The sequence below is a fragment of the Virgibacillus subterraneus genome (assembly GCF_900110695.1).
Lineage (GTDB): Bacteria > Bacillota > Bacilli > Bacillales > Amphibacillaceae > Lentibacillus > Lentibacillus subterraneus.
The window spans coordinates 1,096,072-1,112,765 of sequence record NZ_FOEH01000001.1; the positions used below are offsets into that span (position 1 = coordinate 1,096,072).

The 16,694-nt window shown below is 39.8% G+C and carries 17 protein-coding genes; 15 read left to right on the plus strand and 2 right to left on the minus strand.

Features of this window, described 5'->3' with window-relative positions; genetic code table 11:
- Window positions 1–270 precede the first annotated feature (270 nt).
- Window positions 271–366 carry a putative holin-like toxin gene (locus tag BMY13_RS19200; RefSeq protein WP_175476711.1) on the plus strand — a complete coding sequence of 32 codons (96 nt, stop codon included), beginning with the start codon at window positions 271–273 and terminating at the stop codon, window positions 364–366.
- A 289-nt stretch (window positions 367–655) separates the two neighbouring features.
- Here BMY13_RS19200 and BMY13_RS05075 read toward each other — a convergent pair whose 3' ends face one another.
- On the minus strand, window positions 656–2,695 hold the full coding sequence (locus BMY13_RS05075) for a methyl-accepting chemotaxis protein (protein WP_092503006.1): 2,040 nt from the start codon (window positions 2,693–2,695) through the stop codon (window positions 656–658).
- 249 nt (window positions 2,696–2,944) lie between these two features.
- Here BMY13_RS05075 and BMY13_RS05080 point away from each other — a divergent pair, with 249 nt between their 5' ends.
- From BMY13_RS05080 to BMY13_RS05105, 6 genes are all read left to right on the plus strand, one after another.
- Window positions 2,945–4,144 (plus strand): CynX/NimT family MFS transporter, encoded by a 1,200-nt coding sequence (locus BMY13_RS05080; protein WP_092503008.1) that lies wholly within the window; start codon window positions 2,945–2,947, stop codon window positions 4,142–4,144.
- A gap of 50 nt (window positions 4,145–4,194) precedes the next feature.
- Window positions 4,195–4,917 carry a 5-oxoprolinase subunit PxpB gene (gene pxpB, locus BMY13_RS05085; RefSeq protein WP_092503010.1) on the plus strand — a complete coding sequence of 241 codons (723 nt, stop codon included), beginning with the start codon at window positions 4,195–4,197 and terminating at the stop codon, window positions 4,915–4,917.
- Window positions 4,901–5,665 carry a LamB/YcsF family protein gene (locus BMY13_RS05090; protein ID WP_092503012.1) on the plus strand — a complete coding sequence of 255 codons (765 nt, stop codon included), beginning with the start codon at window positions 4,901–4,903 and terminating at the stop codon, window positions 5,663–5,665. Before pxpB ends, BMY13_RS05090 begins: the two co-directional genes overlap by 17 nt.
- 142 nt (window positions 5,666–5,807) lie before the next feature.
- Window positions 5,808–6,746, plus strand: coding sequence for a 5-oxoprolinase subunit C family protein (locus BMY13_RS05095; protein WP_092503014.1), 939 nt, complete (start codon window positions 5,808–5,810; stop codon window positions 6,744–6,746).
- A 20-nt stretch (window positions 6,747–6,766) separates the two neighbouring features.
- Complete coding sequence (locus BMY13_RS05100) at window positions 6,767–7,261, plus strand: DUF1648 domain-containing protein (RefSeq protein ID WP_175476712.1); 495 nt, start codon at window positions 6,767–6,769, stop codon at window positions 7,259–7,261.
- A gap of 48 nt (window positions 7,262–7,309) precedes the next feature.
- The gene (locus BMY13_RS05105; RefSeq protein WP_092491932.1) at window positions 7,310–8,041 is read left to right on the plus strand and encodes a Cof-type HAD-IIB family hydrolase; all 732 of its coding nucleotides are present in this window, start codon (window positions 7,310–7,312) and stop codon (window positions 8,039–8,041) included.
- A 28-nt stretch (window positions 8,042–8,069) separates the two neighbouring features.
- Here BMY13_RS05105 and BMY13_RS05110 read toward each other — a convergent pair whose 3' ends face one another.
- On the minus strand, window positions 8,070–9,071 hold the full coding sequence (locus BMY13_RS05110) for a YeiH family protein (protein WP_245736020.1): 1,002 nt from the start codon (window positions 9,069–9,071) through the stop codon (window positions 8,070–8,072).
- Window positions 9,072–9,256: 185 nt separating this feature from the next.
- On the opposite strand from BMY13_RS05110, the gene BMY13_RS05115 reads away from it, so the two are divergent.
- The 8 genes from BMY13_RS05115 to BMY13_RS05150 all read left to right on the plus strand — a co-directional run bounded on the left by BMY13_RS05115 (window position 9,257) and on the right by BMY13_RS05150 (window position 16,378).
- Window positions 9,257–9,439 carry a cold-shock protein gene (locus tag BMY13_RS05115; protein WP_092491933.1) on the plus strand — a complete coding sequence of 61 codons (183 nt, stop codon included), beginning with the start codon at window positions 9,257–9,259 and terminating at the stop codon, window positions 9,437–9,439.
- Window positions 9,440–9,787: 348 nt separating this feature from the next.
- A complete protein-coding gene (gene adh, locus BMY13_RS05120; protein ID WP_092503018.1) occupies window positions 9,788–11,308 on the plus strand; it encodes an aldehyde dehydrogenase in 1,521 nt (506 codons plus the stop codon).
- A 214-nt stretch (window positions 11,309–11,522) separates the two neighbouring features.
- On the plus strand, window positions 11,523–11,876 hold the full coding sequence (locus BMY13_RS05125; RefSeq protein WP_092491935.1) for a DUF779 domain-containing protein: 354 nt from the start codon (window positions 11,523–11,525) through the stop codon (window positions 11,874–11,876).
- 236 nt (window positions 11,877–12,112) lie between these two features.
- Entirely contained in the window at window positions 12,113–13,066 is a 954-nt protein-coding gene (locus BMY13_RS05130; protein WP_092503020.1) for an ABC transporter ATP-binding protein, read from the plus strand.
- Window positions 13,063–13,839, plus strand: coding sequence for an ABC transporter permease (locus BMY13_RS05135; protein ID WP_092491937.1), 777 nt, complete (start codon window positions 13,063–13,065; stop codon window positions 13,837–13,839). Before BMY13_RS05130 ends, BMY13_RS05135 begins: the two co-directional genes overlap by 4 nt.
- Window positions 13,840–13,904: 65 nt before the next feature.
- On the plus strand, window positions 13,905–14,687 hold the full coding sequence (locus BMY13_RS05140; protein ID WP_092503022.1) for a carbon-nitrogen family hydrolase: 783 nt from the start codon (window positions 13,905–13,907) through the stop codon (window positions 14,685–14,687).
- An 89-nt stretch (window positions 14,688–14,776) separates the two neighbouring features.
- Window positions 14,777–15,784 carry a hypothetical protein gene (locus BMY13_RS05145; RefSeq protein ID WP_245736022.1) on the plus strand — a complete coding sequence of 336 codons (1,008 nt, stop codon included), beginning with the start codon at window positions 14,777–14,779 and terminating at the stop codon, window positions 15,782–15,784.
- Between the two features lie 156 nt (window positions 15,785–15,940).
- The gene (locus BMY13_RS05150; protein ID WP_092503026.1) at window positions 15,941–16,378 is read left to right on the plus strand and encodes an IDEAL domain-containing protein; all 438 of its coding nucleotides are present in this window, start codon (window positions 15,941–15,943) and stop codon (window positions 16,376–16,378) included.
- Window positions 16,379–16,694: the final 316 nt, after the last annotated feature.

The following is a 16,694-nucleotide window of genomic DNA, read 5'->3' on the forward strand; positions in this document are numbered from 1 at the left end:
TACACGCCAGTGCATATACTAAAGTATACAAGCGCACTATAGAGTTCCTTCTATTACTACTATTATTGTACCAGGGCCCCGAAAAGTGGCATCAATCTCTAAACTAATTCTAAATACCTATAACCTAAAGGCTTAGCAAGAACTTGTACCAAGACTAAAAACCAAACATTTGTTCGTATTTTTACCGAATTTTATGCTATACTATTTAATAGATAAAGTTCCTTTTAGGGATAGGTCAGTTACCCCAGTGTAATAAAGGGGGTGAGGCGATTGGGTGTTTTTGAAGTCTTTTTCTTGCTGATCGGGTTTGGAACATTTATGACCGGTCTTCTGACGCTGATTGTGCACATGATTAATAAAAAATAGACCTCCCTGTAAAGCCGCAAAGCATTAATGGGAGAGGCCTATTTTGTGGATAGCTGATCCCCTAAGGGAACCGCTTATCATATGACCACAGCTGTAACTGTGGTCTTTTTAGTATATGCATATTTCTACCTACATTATACCACAAAGATTGGTGATGAAAAGAAATAAGATTGAGGTATTAATGACCATTAGAATGTGGGGAAGTATTATCGACATGATTCGATAATTATTTCCTGGGCAATAATACCCTTTAAAAAGAGAGATGAGTTATACCCATCTCTCTACAAAATTAATTATCGTCTATTTTAAACTTGTTAACTTGCTGTTGCATTTCTATAGCGTATGTTTCAAGTTCTTCTGCCAGGTGGTTTAATTGCTCCATTGATGCTGTTTGCTGTTCAATTGACGCTGATGTTTCTTCTGTCCCTGCTGCAGTTTCCTCGCTTATCGATGCAATGCTTTGTGTATTGCTGGAAATAATCTGCTCCTGACTTATGATTGTTTCCATTATATCCATTACCTTGTTAATTAATTGATTATTGGTATGAATTGTATGCTGTATACTTGTGAATGCTTGTTCTGTTTCACTAACTGATTGTGATTGGGTTTGGATGACTTCGTTTGTTTTACCAATCAATGTTACCGAATGCTTTGTTTCTGATTGCATTTCTTCGATTAACTTGGATATATCCCCTAATGCGCTTTCAGACTGTTCTGCTAACTTTCTTACTTCATCTGCTACAACTGCAAAACCGCGTCCGTTTTCTCCCGCTCGAGCAGCTTCGATTGCTGCGTTTAATGCGAGAAGATTTGTTTGGCTTGCGATATCAGCAATTTTAGTGACAATCTCGTTTATATTTGTTGATTTGTCATCAAGTGATTTGATTGCTCTGACAACCTCACTGGTTATTTGTCCTGTTTCTTCAGATTGTTTACGGAGACCGTTTACCGTTTCTGCTCCTTTTTCAGAGACTTCATCCATGACTCGTGCTTCATCATAAACTTTTTTATTATATTCTTCTATTTGTTTAATCAATGTTGACAGTTTTTCGGTAGCAGATGCATTCTGTTCCATAATTTCTGATTGCTCGCCAGCACCTGTTGCAATTTGTTCCATAGTTGTTGCGACTTCATTTGATGAAGCAGTATTTTCTTCTGCACTTGCAACAAGTGTTTGTGATGCTTCGGACACGTTGAATGAAACATCTTTAATTTTGATCATCATCATCCGCATTTGCTGGAGCATATTATCAAAACTTTCGGAAAGCTGGCCGATTTCATTATGTGTTTTGACATTAGATTTGGCTAAAAGGTTCCCATTCTCAACTTCCTTCATCGTTCCTTGCAGGTTCTTAATAGGTTTCGTGATTCTTCGTGTTGTAAAAAACGAAATTACGATTGCAAGCAGCAAAATAATTAGCAATGTAGCGATAATCGGAATTAAAATACTGCTTGCCTGGTCACTAAAGTCACTTTCAAATACTGTTTCTCCAAGAACCCATCCAGTTGTGCTGTTCGTGGTGAACCCTAGGATTTTTCCCTCGCCGTTTTCGGTATATTCAATAACACCGTTAGCTCCATTGCTGTTAAGTTTACTATAGAATGCAGTCTCTTCAGCACTTTTTCCAACAAGTTCATCATTAGGATGGGCAATGAATGTTCCCTGCTGGTCAATAATCATCGCATATCCTGAATCACCAGTTTGAATGTTGTTTGTCATGGATATTAGCGTATCAACTAGAACATCTGCTCCAATTACACCAACGACTTGTCCATATTTGCTATAGGATTGCGCGGCGGTAACAATTGTTTTTCCTGATGCAGCATCTACGTAGGGCTTTGTCCAAATAACTTCTCCGTCAGCTTCAAGGGCTGCTTTATACCAGTCACGTTCACGCGGATCAAAGTCATCTGGCAGGTCCGTTTCTGGATAAATGGTTGTTTCACTGGAAAGTTCAACACCTGTATAGATATTTGCGATATTGGGATTCGCCTCTACAGTCTCTCCTAAGTAATTGACAATAGCTCGCCGGTTTTTTTCATCATAGTTAACAAATAATTCGTTTTGAGTTAGACGTTTTAAAATGCTTGTCGTATTGTCAAAAAATACATTAAATGTATCGTTGAGGTTACTCATTTGTGTTTCAACACTTTGTGCTTTTTGATCAATTATCATGTTTTTGCTTAACGTGTAATTTGTAATGGCTATGACTGCCCCGGCAATAATAATTAATGATAAAAACGGTACGAGTATCTGTCGCTGCAGTGATTTACTAAAGAAGCTGCCTTTTTTCTTTATCTTTAGTTTCTTTTTCTTATTTTCCCCCATATATGTATCCCCTTCTGCTTTTGCTATTATTATTATTTATATCGGAAAATATTGTCGAAAATTGTAGTGAAATGTGGTGTTTAACCATTTAAATTATTAGGAATATAGTGACAGCGAGGAAGTTTATCTACCATACGATGTAGGAGGAAAGGTTTTTCTGTTTCGGCAGGGAATCGTCGTTTTTAACTATGCAATTCTGTTATGCTATATTGTTAGGAAGAGGATTTTTGGAAGGGAATTGTACAAATAATGTCAGCAACTGATAATCAAAAAAATTTATATCGTTTTTTACTTATAGCAGGTATTATAATCGTGGCGTTTAACTTGCGACCAGCAATTACATCTGTTGGTCCGTTAATCGGAATTATACGCGATGATGTGGGGCTTTCCAATTGGAGTGCAGGGATTTTGACTAGTCTGCCTCTCGTTGCGTTTGCAGTGATGTCACCAGTTGCGCCTAAGCTTGGCAACAGGTTTTCGAATGAACGAACATTAATTGCAGGTCTTATTCTTCTTTTATTTGGTATTACGGTTCGTTCGTTTCCCTTTGCAGCACTACTATTTATTGGAACATTATTTGTCGGGCTTGGAATTGCAATTTGCAATGTGCTTTTGCCTGGTGTCGTGAAAGAAAAGTTTCCGACAAAGGTAGCATTAATGACTAGTGTATATTCAACAGCAATGGGGATTTTTGCTGCGACGGCTTCAGGATTAAGTATTCCATTTGCACGTGGGTTGAATATGGGCTGGCAATTTGCACTAATCATATGGACCGTCCCCGCAATCGTTGGAATTATCATCTGGATGTATCTGTCTAAAAAGAATAAAGCAGACAATGATGTCGAGATGCAATATGTTACTGTGAGTGACAATCGCATGTGGAAGTCACCACTCGCATGGCAGGTTGCCTGTTTTATGGGGCTTCAATCGTTTATGTTTTATGTAACGATTTCGTGGCTCCCAGAAATTTTGCATGATTATGGTGTTAGCATGGGAACTGCTGGATGGATGCTTTCATTTATGCAATTTATAGGATTACCTGCGAGTTTCTTCGTTCCGATGATTGCTGGGCGTTTCAAATCACAGCGCGGAATTGTGCTCGTAATGACAACCTGCGCACTGGGTGGCTATGGTGGTCTTTTAATAGGGAAGTCATATGCTGTCATGGTTATTAGTACGATTTTAATTGGAATTACGTTGAGTGGATCATTTGCTCTGGCATTAGCTTTTTTGGGAATGCGGGCACGTAATTCACGTCAGGCTGCAGAACTGTCAGGCATGGCGCAGTCGCTCGGTTACACGCTTGCGGCAGTCGGTCCTATGTTTATCGGGTATTTATATGATGTAACACATGTCTGGACGGTTCCATTACTTACATTAATTGGGGTAGCACTATTGGTCATGGTTTTCGGAATGGGTGCTGGCCGTAATCGTTATGTGTTGGACTGAGCTTGAATATGCTATCATACTAGTAAAAGAAAATCCGGGAGGCAATCGGTATGCATTTTACCTTGCACGCTATAGGTGATTCGGCAGTTAAGGTGGATTTTGCTGATGGTGTTTCGCCTGAGTTAAATAGGGAGATTCAGTTATTTTGCAGTAAAATAGGTTGTGCTGCAATTCCAGGTATCGTGGAATGGGTGCCAGCATTTGATTCGGTTACGATTTACTATCGACCACAATGTTTAAACTACACGGAAGTCTGTGACAAAATTTATCAGATAAATCGAATGAATATTGATAGAATAGAGTGTAAATCACGACTGATTTCAATTCCTATTGTCTACGGTGGGAAGTATGGTCCAGATTTGGGACGTGTTGCTGAATCGAACAATTTATCAGAGAATGAGATTATACGGATTCATTGCGAGCAGGAATACCTTGTTTATATGTTAGGTTTTTTGCCAGGCTTTCCATACTTAGGTGGTCTGGATAAGCGGATTGCAACACCACGACTGGATGAACCTCGGGCAAAGACTGTTGCAGGTTCTGTAGGAATTGCCCATGAACAGACAGGAATTTATCCGATAGACTCGCCAGGTGGCTGGAACATTATTGGAAAAACTCCTCTCACATTATTTGATAGGGAGAAAGAGGATGCTTTTCTGTTTCGGGCAGGTGACCGTGTGAAATTTTATGAAGTTTCGGATAGTGAAATTGATAAGCAAGTAGAAAGTGGGGAGTTTGTGGTAGAGGAGGCTGACGATGGTTCAACGGATTGACTTGAATTGTGATATGGGTGAGAGCTTTGGTGCCTACACAATTGGTTCGGATGAAAAATTACTGGAATCTGTTACATCAGCGAATATTGCATGTGGTGCACATGCTGGTGATCCTACAGTGATGGATAGAACTATTCGTTTGGCAAAAGAGCATAATGTAAGTATTGGTGCACATCCAGGCTTTCCTGACATAGCTGGATTTGGCCGTCGTATGATTGACTTTTCGCCAGATGAAATTTACCGAATGATAGTTCATCAGATTGGAAGCTTGCAGGCATTTTGCAAGGTGCATGGTGTTCAGATGCAACATGTGAAGCCACACGGTGCGATGTACAATTTGGCAGCTAGAAATCATGATGCAGCGGATGCTGTCGCACGTGCTGTGTATGATATCAACGCTGAATTGGTGCTGTTTGGTTTAGCTGGGAGTGAACTGCTTACGGCTGGCCGAAAACTAGGATTAACTGTTGCATCAGAAGTATTTGCTGACCGGACATATCAAGCTGATGGAAGCTTGACCCCTAGAGGCAGAGTGGATGCCATGATTAATGATGTGGATTATGCTGTTCAACAGGTAGAGCGAATGTTGAATGAAGGTGTTGTGCGCACTGTAAACGGAGGATCTGTAGATATTGAGGCAGACACGATTTGTATTCATGGTGATGGTAAACATGCTATATCGTTTGTTGAGAAGTTACGCGCGATGTTAGAGCGTGCTGGGATTGTTGTTAGCTCGATTGGCGATTAGATTCGAGCGAACGGGAGTCAAACTCGAGCGACAGAGAGTCAAACTCGAGCGACGGAGGGTCAAACTCGAGCGATACCCCACCACGATCGTTCATCAGCATAGCTCCAAAATCTCCAAATACATAAGTGAAGTGGTGAATAGGATGCAGAGTGAGAAAATATTCCGTGTAATAAAGCCTGGTGTTCTTACGACTTTTCAGGATCTTGGTCGGAATGGCTATCAGAAATTTGGTGTGCCTGTTTCTGGTGCAATGGATACGTTTGCGCTGCAAATAGCTAACATTCTGGTTGGGAATCAACGTTCTGCTGCATGTCTTGAAGTGACGCTAGTTGGACCTCACCTTGAAGTGACTGCACCTGATCCAATCACGGTTGCTCTTACAGGTGCGGGACTGGAGCCAAAACTTAATGAAAATCCTATCCAGATGTGGAAAACATTCAGAATGGAAAAAGGGGATCGTTTAAGCTTTGGCAAGCATCAATCAGGGGTGCGGGCATACATCGCGACAGCTGGAGGATTTGATGCACCTGTGTTTTTTGGCAGTAAGTCAACTGATGTGAAGAGTGGGTTTGGTCGCTCGCTAGTAGGAGATGATTATATATATGGGTACCCGACTGAAGCGAAACACGGCATTGGAATCACCAATCCGCCAATCTATCAAAAATCGGTAGAAGTTGCTGTTATCGAAGGACCACATACGGATTTTTTCACAAAACAAGGACGATATAATTTTTTCAACAGTCCTCATACTGTAAATGCGAATTCGAATCGAATGGGGTATCGACTAAAATCGGAGCCGGTAACACATGAAGATAATATGGAAATTTGGTCTGATGCTGTTCCCTTCGGTGGAGTTCAGATTCCAAGTAATGGTTCGCCAATTATTCTAATGGCGGACAGGCAGACTACAGGAGGATACCCTCGGATAGGAACTGTCATTTCATCAGATCTGCCAAAGATTGCTCAGCTTGTACCTCAAGGAGAAATACGCTTTACCCCGATAACAGTAGAAGAGGCTCAGCAACGAGCAATTCAAATGGAAAAGTTCTTATTTAAATTAGAAAGATTCAAGCTAAACTAAGGGTGAAGGGGGGAGAAGCCTTGAAGAATCATCCGAAAATAAAAGTTCCTGCAACAAAATGGGAGAAGTTTTTCAACTTAACATCAGTAATCATACTAATTTGTTCAATTGTATATGTTGTACAAGCGTATAACAGTTTGCCTGAATCAGTTCCTACTCATTTTAATGCAAAAGGCGAAGCGGATGCATGGGGGAACAAGGGTACAGTCCTACTCATGCCGGGGATTGCTTTTGTTTCCTTCATAATTATGTATTTTGTAACGAAAGTACCACACACATTCAATTATATGGTAAGAGTGACTGAAGAAAATGCACCACGATTATACGCGTTGGCGCGAACATTTATGGCAGCAATTAATTTAGAGATGGTCGCAATTTTTTCCTATATTGCCTGGGCTATGGTACAATCTGCAAATAGTGGAACAGGGCTAGGGATAAGCTTTGTTTTTTTCGTAATAATAGTCCCTATAGCAACAATTATATCATTCATGATTAAAATGAATCGAGTTAAATGATTTTATACTAGGATGGATAATGGCGTGACAGAGTGGAGGAGCGTATAAATGGATAAACTAAAATTAGTAGCATTAGATATGGATGGAACATTATTGAATAGTGAGGAAGAGGTTTCCGAATTTACGAAAGAAGTGATTGCAAAAGCCTTGGTGAAAGATGTGCATGTTATATTGAGCACCGGTCGCTGGCTTGATTCCTGCTATCCGTATGCTGAATTACTTGAACTGCCATCGTATCTGATTACAAGTAATGGCGGCGAAATCTGGACTGTAAATAAAGAGCTGAGAGATCAGCACTTACTTGACCCTGAGCGGGTTCAGATGATGTGGGAATTAGGTGATAAGCTTGGTTTACATAGCTGGATGGTAACAACTGATGGCGTATTTCGTGGAACACGTCCTGACGATTTTTTTGCCCATAAATGGTTGAAATACGGTTGTGATTCGCTTGATACGAAAAAGCTTGATATGGTTGTTGAGGAACTATCGCATTACGATGAACTGGAGCTTACGAATTCGCTGCCGACAAACGTTGAAGTCAATCCTAAAGGGGTTAACAAAGCAAGTGCTCTTAAGAAAGTATGTCATGAAATTGGTATTACAATGAATAACGTAATGGCTGTTGGCGATAGTTTGAATGATATAAAAATGATACAGCAAGCTGGACTTGGAGTTGCGATGGGAAATGCGCAGGAGGCAATAAAGAATGTTGCAGATCATGTGACAGATACAAATAATAATGATGGTGTCGCTAAAGCAATTGAAAAGTTCGTGCTATAGAAAAGCTCCCTAACATTAGGGAGCTTCTTTAGATTCCTGCAATCCAGTACATTACAAATGAAAGTAATATGGATGTAGTCACCATGGCGATTAGAGGTCGCATTGCTTTATTTTTTACATCTATCAGGCTGACATTCAATCCTAATCCCACCATCGCAGCGGTTAAAATAAAAGTCGTAACCTGGCTTACTGCGTCCATAGTAATATCGGATACAGGAACTATATCACCTAAAACATAGCTCCCGAAAAGACTCATTCCAATAAATCCAATCAGAAACCAGGGAAAGCTGACTTTTGTATTACTGTCATCATTCCGGTTTCGCATCCAGAAAATCAGGATGAAACAAAGCGGGACAAGCAGGAAAACACGGCCAAGTTTTGCCAGCAAAGCAATTGCCAATGCATCCTCCCCAGCTGGTTCTGCTGCCAGTGCGACATGGGCAAGTTCATGTAAGGAAATGCCTGACCAGATGCCATATTGCAAATCAGTAATCGGCAGCAGCGGCTGTATAAGGGTATAAATTATAGAAAAAATAGTTCCAACTAATGCAATAATTCCTACTCCAATTGCAGTGTCCTCATCTTTCGCCTTGATAATCGGGGATACAGCGGCAATCGCTGCAGCACCACAAACTCCTGTGCCGACTCCAAGCAATAAAGCAAGCTGTGTGTTTGCTTTTAATTTTTTCCCGATATAAACGGTGAGTAATATGGCAAAAACAATTGCAATAGCACCTTTAGCCAGCAGTCCAAGACCATCCTGCAAAATAATATCAACATTAAGTTTTAAACCATATAAAATGATAGCGAACCGCAATAAATATTTTGATGAGAATTGTATTCCCGCACGGAAAAATTCAGGATAGCCGAAAAATTGTCTATATATGATTGCGATAATGATTGCGCTGGCTAGTTGACCGACACGGCTAAACCCTGGAACTAGCGCCAGTATGTACCCGACAAGTGCAATAAAAAAAGTGAATCCGATTCCGGCAATCATTTTTGTGAACGGGTGTGTTTTTGATGTCATAGCTGTTTCCCTTTCTACTGTAGAAGTTTCAGAATAAGTTCAAGTATAATCGTTATAGCTTACGGTTGTCCAATAGGTATATTTTAACTAATTTTCGGATATAATGAATTAATGTTGCTTGTTCCCTTACTTTTTTTGCTATAAAGGAGTATAATGGATAGAGTACCATGAAAGGGGTTGCTGTTATGTCATTTTCTCGCGGGCCAAAAGAGCCAGTGCCAGAAGTGGACACAAATGTATGGTCTTGTACTAGTGAGGACTGCTCAGGATGGATGAGAGAATCATACAGTTTTGAAGAAGAGCCAGAATGCCCACTCTGTAAATCTTCAATGAAACAAGAAGTACGTGTACTTCCAGAATTGAAGTAGTTAATATGGTATTGAAGCTATAGTAAAAGCAATTTATATTTAATATTTCGTTAAGATGTCATGATAGGCATCTTTTTATACTTTCTTAAAGTATAAGGGAAACTTTGGTTATAAGCCTGGGATTTCCTATTAGTGGCGCTGGGAGACTGGCGTCTTTTACTATATATGCTTCAGCATTGCACCAAGTCAACCCTCTTAATTTAGGGTTGGCTTATTTTTTATATAGATAATTCTAATAGTTGTCATAATTACAAATTTATTGGTATAATGTGATATAGAGGCTTCATAAGGTACTACTTCATCAAGTTAATTGTAAGCGTTTACAATAATAAGAGGAGGAATGATTGAATGAAGTATGCGAATCCAAACACTGACGGGTCCAAGGTGACCTTTAAGGACCGTTATGACAATTTTATTGGGGGGGAGTATCGGGCTCCTGCGAATGGAAAATATTTTGAGAATGTAAGCCCAGTTACAGGGAAGGTATTTTGTGAAATGTCCAGATCGACGAAAGAAGATGTGGAGGCTGCTGTTGATGCGGGAGAAGCCGCCATGGATGCTTGGGGAAAAACCGCTGTAGCAGAACGAGCAAATATTTTAAATAAGATTGCAGATCGCATGGAAGAAAACTTGGAAACACTAGCGGTTGCTGAAACTTGGGACAATGGTAAAGCGGTTCGGGAAACATTGAATGCGGACTTACCCCTGGCAATTGATCATTTCCGTTACTTTGCTGGAGCAATACGCGCGCAAGAAGGCGGTCTAAGCCAGATTGATAATGATACAGTAGCATATCATTTCCATGAACCTTTGGGTGTTGTGGGGCAAATAATTCCTTGGAACTTTCCGTTATTAATGGCAACTTGGAAGCTGGCACCAGCACTTGCAGCTGGTAACTGCGTCGTCTTGAAACCAGCTGAGCAAACACCTGCCTCAATTCATATATTTCTAGATTTGATAAAGGATCTATTGCCAAATGGTGTATTGAATGTTGTGAATGGATTTGGTTTAGAAGCAGGAAAGCCACTAGCGTCCAACAGCCGTATTTCTAAAATTGCCTTCACAGGTGAAACAACAACAGGTCGATTGATTATGCAGTACGCTTCGGAAAATATCATTCCGGTTACACTTGAACTTGGTGGAAAATCACCGAACATATTCTTCAAGGACGTAATGGATGAAGATGACGGATTCCTGGATAAAGCAATTGAGGGTCTGGTCATGTTTGCCTTAAACCAAGGTGAAGTTTGTACATGTCCCTCACGAGCGTTAGTTCACGAGTCGATTTATGATGAATTTATGGAACGAGCGATCGCACGTGTGAATGAAATTAAAATTGGTCATCCACTTGATACCGATACGATGATGGGTGCACAGGCATCTGAGGAACAATTGGAAAAAATTAAATCGTATCTTGATATCGGAAAACAGGAAGGTGCAGAAGTACTTGTTGGCGGTGAGGTCAACAAACTTGATGATGACATGACAGATGGATACTATGTTCAACCTACGATATTTAAAGGAAACAACAAAATGCGTATTTTCCAGGAAGAAATTTTTGGACCAGTACTTTCTGTAACAACTTTTAAAGATAACGAAGAAGCTATGGAGATTGCTAACGATACATTATACGGCTTAGGTGCTGGTGTATGGACACGTAACATCAATACGGCATATCGCTTCGGGCGTGGAATTGAGGCAGGCCGAGTATGGACGAATTGTTACCATCAGTATCCAGCACACGCTGCTTTTGGTGGCTATAAAAAATCAGGTATTGGACGTGAAAATCACTTGATGATGCTTGATCATTATCAGCAGACAAAGAATCTATTAATTAGCTATAGTGAAGGTGCTGCTGGATTCTTTTAAGCAGTTAAAAAGCTTACTGAATACAACGAAGGCTTGGACTCCAAAGCTAAAGGGACTCTAAGAAAGCAAAGAACGCATTCTAAGAATCCCATTAGCTTTAAGCCAAGTTTGTTTACTAGTTATGCTTACAGGGGGGGTGGGAAAAGGGGTACGAAACTCCTTTTCCACATATAATAATCGTGTCGAGTGAAATTAAATAGAAAGGGTGTAAAATATGGCTGATCGTGTAACGGCAACTGAAGAGGCGATAAGTCTGATCAACACATTAGCTGAAACACATGGGCCACTCATGTTTCATCAATCAGGTGGCTGCTGTGACGGAAGCTCACCGATGTGTTATCCGAGGGATGAATTTCGCATTGGTGATTCAGATTTGTTACTAGGTGAAATTGGTGAAACACCTTTCTATATCTCAAAGGACCAATATGAGTATTGGAAACATACCCAGCTGATCATTGATGCTGTAAAAGGTCGTGGTGGAATGTTTTCATTGGAGGGACCTGAGGGGAAGCGGTTTTTGACAAGATCAAGGGTGTTTACCGAGGAAGAACGAGCGGAATTACAGTGAAGAAAAAAGTCATGCGGAGAGCGAGACTCCGCATGACTTTTTTGATGGGATGAGTTGGGTCGTAACATATAAGGACGAGAACATCGACAGCACAGCACATCAACTGAACAGCATAGAACATCAACAGAACGTTAACTCAGTCCCTGGACTGAGGGTGAAAACATCTCTACGACTGATGTACTTCTCTGACAAATCGGTATAATGAAGTTAACAAAGATTGGAAGGGGTTTGGGAACATGGGGAGTATCGTTACGGTTGATGGAATTAAAAAGAGCTATAAAAAACGTAAGTCTAAGGAAGAGTTTGTTGCTGTTAAAGGTGTTTCATTTGAAGTTGGGAAGGGGGAGATTGTTGGCTTGCTTGGGCCAAATGGTGCAGGTAAAACAACAACGATTAAAACAATTTGCGGACTGCTTGTTCCTGACGATGGTTCGGTTACGTTAAATGGGTTCGATAGTGTGAAAGAACGCAATAAAGCATTGGGCCATATAAGTGCAGTTCTTGAAGGGAATCGAAATCTATACTGGCGCTTGAATGTGCTGGAAAATATGGAGTATTTTGCAGGCAATCGGGGTGCCTCGAAAAAGGAAATTAAAACGCAGGTAAATGAACTATTGAACCTCTTTCACCTTCAAGATAAAAAATATGAATTGGTAAATAACTTATCACGTGGCATGCAGCAGAAGCTGGCAATTTGTGTGGCAATGCTTGCAGACACTGATGTGATTCTGCTGGATGAACCAACACTTGGACTTGACGTGGAAACTGGATATGAAGTTCGTGAATTACTTCGAAAAATCGCTCACGACCAAGGAAAGACGGTCATCATTAGTACGCATGACATGCCGGTTGTTCAGGACTTATGCCAACGGACAATTATTATTAATGATGGGAAAGTGATTGCAGATGAACGAGTAGACCAGTTGCTGCGACTATTTGAAACAAGTGCATATCAGGTGAACCTGAAGGAAGAACTGACTGAAGAACAGCGGGAGATTCTTGAGCTGAAATTCCCGATCCACAGGTGGGAAGGGTTGAAGCTTGAAGTCAGTTTTGAGCAGGAACAGGAAATTTATGATTTGATGGAAATTTTCAAAAAAAACCAGACGCCAATTGAAACAATCAATCGTACCGAAATTAATTTTGAACAGGTGTTTCGAAAGCTTGTTAAAGAGGAGGTGGCTTCATGACTTCTTTTTGGAACGTGCTGCGCGTTAATACGAAGATGGAATATCTCGAATTAGTACGGTATAAAGCTAATACGATAAGTCTTCTTTTGACATTTTACATTATTTTTATTGCGATGATGTTTGGGATTCAGGTTATTGGTGATCCGGCTCAGGCTGGTACAAACACTCAGTTTGTCATTGTGAACTATATATTTTGGTATTTTGCCATGATGGTTCTGCAGTCAATTGGGTGGACGATATCCGATGAAGCAATGAAAGGAACTTTAGAGCAACTTTTTATGTCGCCAGTAAGTCCATGGAAGATATTTCTGTCCAGAATGTTTGGGATGATTTTCAACCATTTTGTCTTAGTCATTTTTCTGTTATTCGTATCAATGGCGACTGCTGGGCAATGGTTAAATCTCAACCCGTTTGCTATCATTCCTATTCTTCTGTTGACGTTGGCCAGTATGATAGGTGTCAGTTTTGTCATAGCGGGAATGGCGCTTATTTTTAAGCAAGTTAGTGCATTTTTGCAGATTCTTCAGTTCATCATTGCTGGACTGACGTTTGTTCCATTATCAGTTGCGCCGTTCATGGTTGCTGCTCCATTTGTGAAAGGCGTGGATATGACCAGACAGGTGATGATTAATGGCTATACATTAGCAGATTTTACAATGATAGATTACGCCTGGCTGATTGGGAATTCTATTGTTTATGGAATTATTGGAGTCGGTATTTACCTGGCATGTGAAAAGTACGCTATGAAAAAAGGTTTGCTTGGACATTATTAAGAAAAAATCGTTATCCTTAAGGTGACGATTTTTTACATGGTAAAGTAGAAGCAGGAGGTGTTCTTTTGAAGAAAAAAATTGCGATGATACAGATGGATATTGTATATGGTGAACCTAAAGAGAACTTTAAGCGAGCAAAAGAAGAGTTTGTAAATGCAGTGAAAACAGGTGCCGATATAATTTTATTGCCTGAACTGTGGACGACTGGCTATGACTTAACCAGGTTAGATGAAATAGCGGATAAACATGCTAAGGAATCGATTGCGTTTTTAAGTGAATTGGCAAAAGAGTTCAATGTAATTTTAATTGGTGGATCCGTTGCTGAACAATGTGATGATGGGGTACGGAATACATTGCTAGTAATAGATCAAAAAGGAAAGCTGATCCACAAATACAGCAAGCTTCATCTGTTTCAACTAATGGATGAACATCTGTACCTGGAAGCAGGACAGGACGAAGCAGAGTTTACATTGGATGGAGAGTCCGCTGCGGGATATATTTGTTATGACATACGCTTTCCGGAGTGGATGCGCAAGTCAGCTGTCAATGGTGCCAAAGTAATGTACGTTGTAGCTGAATGGCCAAAGCCAAGAATCGATCATTGGCGCGCACTTTTGCAGGCACGTGCCATTGAGAATCAATGTTATGTAGTTGCTTGTAACCGGGTTGGTGCTGATCCGAAAAATGAATTCGGCGGTATGTCGCTTGTAGTTGATCCGTGGGGAGAGATTGTCGCTGAAGGCGGAAGCGGCGAAGAGATTGTCACTGCAACAGTAGACTTTGATCTAGTAGATGAAGTCAGAGGACGAATACCAGTCTTCCGTGATCGGATTGTGGAGAAGTACTAGAATATTATCGAACCTTATCACCAAACCTCCACAGCAATCATAAAATGAATAGGCTATACTTATACTTTTGGAAAAGGAAGTGTTCTATATTGCCTAATCTACATTATTACGTCACTGGTAATACCGCTGATGGCTTGGTAAATTTTTTGGATAGTAATTTAAATGGGATCGATCAGGTTATTAAGCTCAGACATCCTTCAGCATCACTTAAAACGAAAGTAATACAGAATTTGCTTGAGCATTACCAGAATAATACGATAGAAGTTCTTCATAGTCCTTTAGGGAGTCGGTACCTGGACGGTATCATTATTCGTGAAAGATCACTGGCATTTTTAGATGAGGCAATTGTAACCGGAGAATCGACTGCAATTAACCTGGAAGAAACAGTCCCAACAAAGGACTATCCGGATCTAACAGATTTCAACGTTCTAACCCAATCTGCATATGATAGTTTTGCTAAAGGGTTAAGTATTCACGATGAGTTGGAAGAAGTCTATATTAGTCAAATGGATTTTAATCATGCGGATCAATTTACAGCAGAATTTATCTCTAGACTTCTAACAGGTGTTTCGAAAAAAGACCGCACAGCCCATACCTTCCACAGGCTTTTTGGGACCAATACAGTTGATGGAGTTGTCAATGTTGTTCCACATCTTAAAGAGAATATCGAAAACGTATTTTTTATCAAAGGGCGTGCTGGGACAGGTAAATCGACCTTTATGAAAAAAATCAGCAAAGCATGCGTAGAACATGGGTTTGACGTTGAGATGTATCATTGCAGTTTTGATTCGAATAGCATTGATATGGTACTAGTCCGTGATTTGGATGTATGTATTTTTGACAGCACTGATCCACATGAATTTTTCCCGGAACGTGATGGGGAAGAGATTGTAGATTTGTATGAGGAACTTGTTACACCAGGAACCGATGAACGATATGAAGCTGAAATTAATGAACTGAATAATAACTATAAGTCCTATATGAAGCAGGGTATCCTGTACTTACAGCTGGCTGGTATCAAGTTTGACAAAAATGAACAAGGTTTTTCGAACACCGATGTTCAGAAGGCCGTTGTTTATACGCTGAACAGCGTATAAACTGCTGGTTAACAGGCAAGCTATCTTTATTGCAGCAATTGAGTGGTATAATGCAACTTTCAATTTTCCGAAAATTTAACTTGTGTTTTCGTGCGTTATATAGTAGAATTAATTTACAGAAAATTAAGAGTATATTATGCTCTGGGAGGTGCAAGAGTGGTTACAGTGAAGATGTTGAAGCCTTATTATATCAAAGCAGATGATAATTATGTTCGAGTAATTTTGGCATATCAATATTTTGCGGTATTCATTAATAATAAGGTTTACCAATTTGTGCCGATTGAATCAAAGGAAATCCGTATTAATCGCAGAACAAAAAAAGTCGAAAATCTTGGTGCTAGGTTTGCTTTTCAAAAAGGTAAAGACATCATTTACATGGCTATGAGCGAGCTTATATCACTTCCTGATTTCTTAGTTCAATTACACTCGATTGCTGATCCGTATTATTTAAATAAAGAGATAAAAAGTGAACCAGATTATGAAAGTGAAGCTATTATTGATGAGTTAGAGCAATTAAACATGAAACGATTGATTGATAAAGCATTGGATAATCGCGATTACGAGGCATTTCAATCATTAGTGAAATTACTTTAAGTCACTTCCTCCAATTTTAGGGAGTCTTTTTTTGGGCAGAAAAGAGAGTATAACTACTTTCTTACTGTATAAGTGTAACGAAGTCTTTGATCATTAAGGCTTGGCAATAATCTCAATAATCTACTATCATCTTTTTTTCATAGGTTATTTGCTTAATATTAAAAGTGTGATATTATATTAAAGGCTATAATTCATTGAAATGCCAAGTGTTATATTTTAAAAAAATGAATCGGTTCTCTCCTTGCTATAATTTTATAGTAAGGTTTTTCTATTTTTGTGGAAATTTATCATTATATTGAAAATTATCATACATTTT

Coding starts and splice junctions, on each gene's coding strand:
- BMY13_RS05075 (WP_092503006.1), bottom strand. CDS start 2,695: ATGGGGGAAAATAAGAAAAAGAAACTAAAGATAAAGAAAAAAGGCAGC.
- BMY13_RS05080 (WP_092503008.1), top strand. CDS start 2,945: ATGTCAGCAACTGATAATCAAAAAAATTTATATCGTTTTTTACTTATA.
- pxpB (WP_092503010.1), top strand. CDS start 4,195: ATGCATTTTACCTTGCACGCTATAGGTGATTCGGCAGTTAAGGTGGAT.
- BMY13_RS05090 (WP_092503012.1), top strand. CDS start 4,901: ATGGTTCAACGGATTGACTTGAATTGTGATATGGGTGAGAGCTTTGGT.
- BMY13_RS05095 (WP_092503014.1), top strand. CDS start 5,808: ATGCAGAGTGAGAAAATATTCCGTGTAATAAAGCCTGGTGTTCTTACG.
- BMY13_RS05105 (WP_092491932.1), top strand. CDS start 7,310: ATGGATAAACTAAAATTAGTAGCATTAGATATGGATGGAACATTATTG.
- BMY13_RS05110 (WP_245736020.1), bottom strand. CDS start 9,071: ATGACATCAAAAACACACCCGTTCACAAAAATGATTGCCGGAATCGGA.
- BMY13_RS05115 (WP_092491933.1), top strand. CDS start 9,257: ATGTCATTTTCTCGCGGGCCAAAAGAGCCAGTGCCAGAAGTGGACACA.
- adh (WP_092503018.1), top strand. CDS start 9,788: ATGAAGTATGCGAATCCAAACACTGACGGGTCCAAGGTGACCTTTAAG.
- BMY13_RS05125 (WP_092491935.1), top strand. CDS start 11,523: ATGGCTGATCGTGTAACGGCAACTGAAGAGGCGATAAGTCTGATCAAC.
- BMY13_RS05130 (WP_092503020.1), top strand. CDS start 12,113: ATGGGGAGTATCGTTACGGTTGATGGAATTAAAAAGAGCTATAAAAAA.
- BMY13_RS05135 (WP_092491937.1), top strand. CDS start 13,063: ATGACTTCTTTTTGGAACGTGCTGCGCGTTAATACGAAGATGGAATAT.